A 3,226-nucleotide genomic window follows, 5' to 3' on the forward strand; every position below is an offset into this window, starting at 1 on the left:
ACTATGGTGTATTTAAAGTTCTTTGACATATTGAAACAAAATTAAAGTAGAAGTAACAAGTAAAGAAACAGGGATGAATTTCGGGAACGGAATTTATTTTTTGTTAACACAATAAGAAGTAATTAAGAGCGTATGGCGGATGCCTAGGCTCTCAGAGGCGATGAAGGACGTGATAAGCTGCGATAAGTCATGGAGAGGTGCAAATAACCTTTGACCCGTGAATTTCCGAATGGGGCAACCCATCTATTTTATAGATATCCAGCAATGGAGGCGAACCCGGAGAACTGAAACATCTAAGTACCCGGAGGAGAAGAAAACAAAAGTGATTCCCCTAGTAGTGGCGATCGAACGGGGATCAGCCCAAACCAATATTGTTTTGGCAATGTTGGGGTTGTAGGACTGCGCTATGAGCAGTGGCGAGAAGTGGAAGTGTTTGGAAAGACACATCAAAGAGGGTGATAATCCCGTACACGTAATCAAAATGAATCTAGCAGTATCCTGAGTAGCGCGGAACACGAGAAATTCTGTGTGAATCTGCCGGGACCATCCGGTAAGGCTAAATACTCCTGAGAGACCGATAGTGAACAAGTACCGTGAGGGAAAGGTGAAAAGCACCTCGAATAGAGGAGTGAAATAGTACCTGAAACCATACGCTTACAAGCGGTCGGAGCTACCTTGTGTAGTGACGGCGTGCCTTTTGCATAATGAGCCTACGAGTTACTCCTCACTAGCGAGATTAAGCACTTCAGGTGCGTAGTCGAAGCGAAAGCGAGTCTGAATAGGGCGTAAAGTTAGTGGGGGTAGACGCGAAACTTGGTGATCTACCCATGGTCAGGCTGAAGCTCTGTTAATCCAGAGTGGAGGGCCCAACCCGTTGACGTTGAAAAGTCTTGGGATGAACTGTGGGTAGGGGTGAAAGGCCAATCAAACTGAGAAATAGCTCGTACTCCCCGAAATGCATTTAGGTGCAGCGTCAGAGTGGAGAGTTATAGAGGTAGAGCTACTGATTGGATGCGAGGGCTTCACCGCCTATCAAATCCAGACAAACTCCGAATGCTATAACTTATATCTGGCAGTGAGCCCGTGGGTGCTAAGGTCCACGGACGAGAGGGAAAGAACCCAGACCATCAGCTAAGGTCCCCAAATGTATGTTAAGTTGAACTAACGAGGTGAGATTGCATTGACAGCTAGGATGTTGGCTTGGAAGCAGCCATTCATTTAAAGAGTGCGTAACAGCTCACTAGTCGAGCGATCTTGCATGGATGATAATCGGGCATAAAACATACTACCGAAGCTATGGATTTAGAATTTATTCTAACTGGTAGGGGAGCATTCTAGCGGCGCAGAAGCAGTGTGGTAATGCATTGTGGAGCTTCTAGAAAAGCAAATGTAGGCATAAGTAACGATAATGCGGGTGAGAAACCCGCACGCCAATAGACTAAGGTTTCCTGATCAACGCTAATCGGATCAGGGTTAGTCGGGACCTAAGGGGTAGCCGAAAGGCGAACTCGATGGACAACGGGTTAATATTCCCGTACCGGCTTTAACTGCGATGGGGTGACGAAGAGATGAAAGCACCGCGAACTGACGGAATAGTTCGTTGAAGACCGTACGTGATGAGATTTGCAGGTAAATCCGCAAATTGAGCTGAAAGTCGATAGTACTGCAATACTCCGGTAGCGCAGATAGTGTGCCTAATTTTACTTCCAAGAAAAACCTCTAAGCTTCAGGTTAAAGCTGCCCGTACCTCAAACCGACACAGGTAGTCAAGTAGAGTATACTAAGGCGCTCGAGTGATTCATGGCTAAGGAACTCGGCAAAATAGTCCTGTAACTTCGGGAGAAAGGACGCTCACAGAGATGTGAGCCGCAGTGAAATGGCCCAGGCGACTGTTTATCAAAAACACATGGCTTTGCAAAAACGAAAGTTGAAGTATAAGGCCTGACACCTGCCCGGTGCTGGAAGGTTAAGTGGAGATGTTAGTTTCGGCGAAGCATTGAAATGAAGCCCCAGTAAACGGCGGCCGTAACTATAACGGTCCTAAGGTAGCGAAATTCCTTGTCGGGTAAGTTCCGACCTGCACGAATGGTGTAACGATCTGGGCACTGTCTCAGCCATGAGCTCGGTGAAATTGTAGTATCGGTGAAGATGCCGATTACCCGCAACGGGACGGAAAGACCCCGTGCACCTTTACTGCAGCTTCACATTGATTTTGGGTAAGTAATGTGTAGGATAGGACGGAGACTATGAAGCGGGTTCGCTAGGACTTGTGGAGTCAACCTTGAAATACGTCCCTTTGCTTATCTGGAGTCTAACGTCTAACGACGGACAGTGTGTGGTGGGTAGTTTGACTGGGGTGGTCGCCTCCAAAAGAGTAACGGAGGCTTCTAAAGGTACCCTCAACACGTTTGGTAATCGTGTGTAGAGTGCAATGGCACAAGGGTGCTTGACTGTGAGACATACAGGTCGATCAGGTACGAAAGTAGAGCATAGTGATCCGGTGGTTCCGCATGGAAGGGCCATCGCTCAAAGGATAAAAGGTACGCCGGGGATAACAGGCTGATCGCTCCCAAGAGCTCATATCGACGGAGCGGTTTGGCACCTCGATGTCGGCTCGTCACATCCTGGGGCTGGAGAAGGTCCCAAGGGTTGGGCTGTTCGCCCATTAAAGTGGCACGCGAGCTGGGTTCAGAACGTCGTGAGACAGTTCGGTCCCTATCTGTTGTGGGCGTTGGAAATTTGAGAGGATCTGACTCTAGTACGAGAGGACCGGGTTGGACGAACCTCTAGTGCATCTGTTGTGGCGCCAGCTGCATTGCAGAGTAGCTACGTTCGGAAGGGATAAGTGCTGAAAGCATCTAAGCACGAAGCCTACCTCAAGATGAGATTTCCTTTAAGGGTCGTTGGAGACTACGACGTTGATAGGTTGCAGGTGTAAAGGTGGTGACATCAAAGCCAAGCAATACTAATTACCCTAATACTTCTGAGTGCGGGGTTCATCGCTGAATTTTTTCAGTGTTATTTTTACTTTAATTTTTTTGATATGTCTATGATATTATCTTGAGGACAGTGTTCCAATATTAGATGAATGATTTTAGGTGTCTATTGCAACGGGGTTCCACCTCTTCCCATTCCGAACAGAGAAGTTAAGCCCGTTAGCGCCGATGGTACTGCCGAAAGGTGGGAGAGTAGGTCGACGCCAACTTTTAAAAGAGTCTTATTCCAA

Annotated in this window: 2 rRNA genes; both read left to right on the top strand. The window is 47.5% G+C overall.

Annotated features, from left to right (window positions below):
• Positions 1 to 112 precede the first annotated feature (112 nt).
• Positions 113 to 2,989 (top strand): 23S ribosomal RNA (locus BZG02_RS20440).
• 105 nt (positions 2,990 to 3,094) lie between these two features.
• Positions 3,095 to 3,205: ribosomal RNA gene (gene rrf / locus BZG02_RS20445) — 5S ribosomal RNA — on the top strand.
• Positions 3,206 to 3,226: the final 21 nt, after the last annotated feature.

The sequence above is a fragment of the Labilibaculum filiforme genome, assembly GCF_002843315.1.
In the GTDB taxonomy this organism is placed as follows: Bacteria; Bacteroidota; Bacteroidia; order Bacteroidales; family Marinifilaceae; genus Labilibaculum; species Labilibaculum filiforme.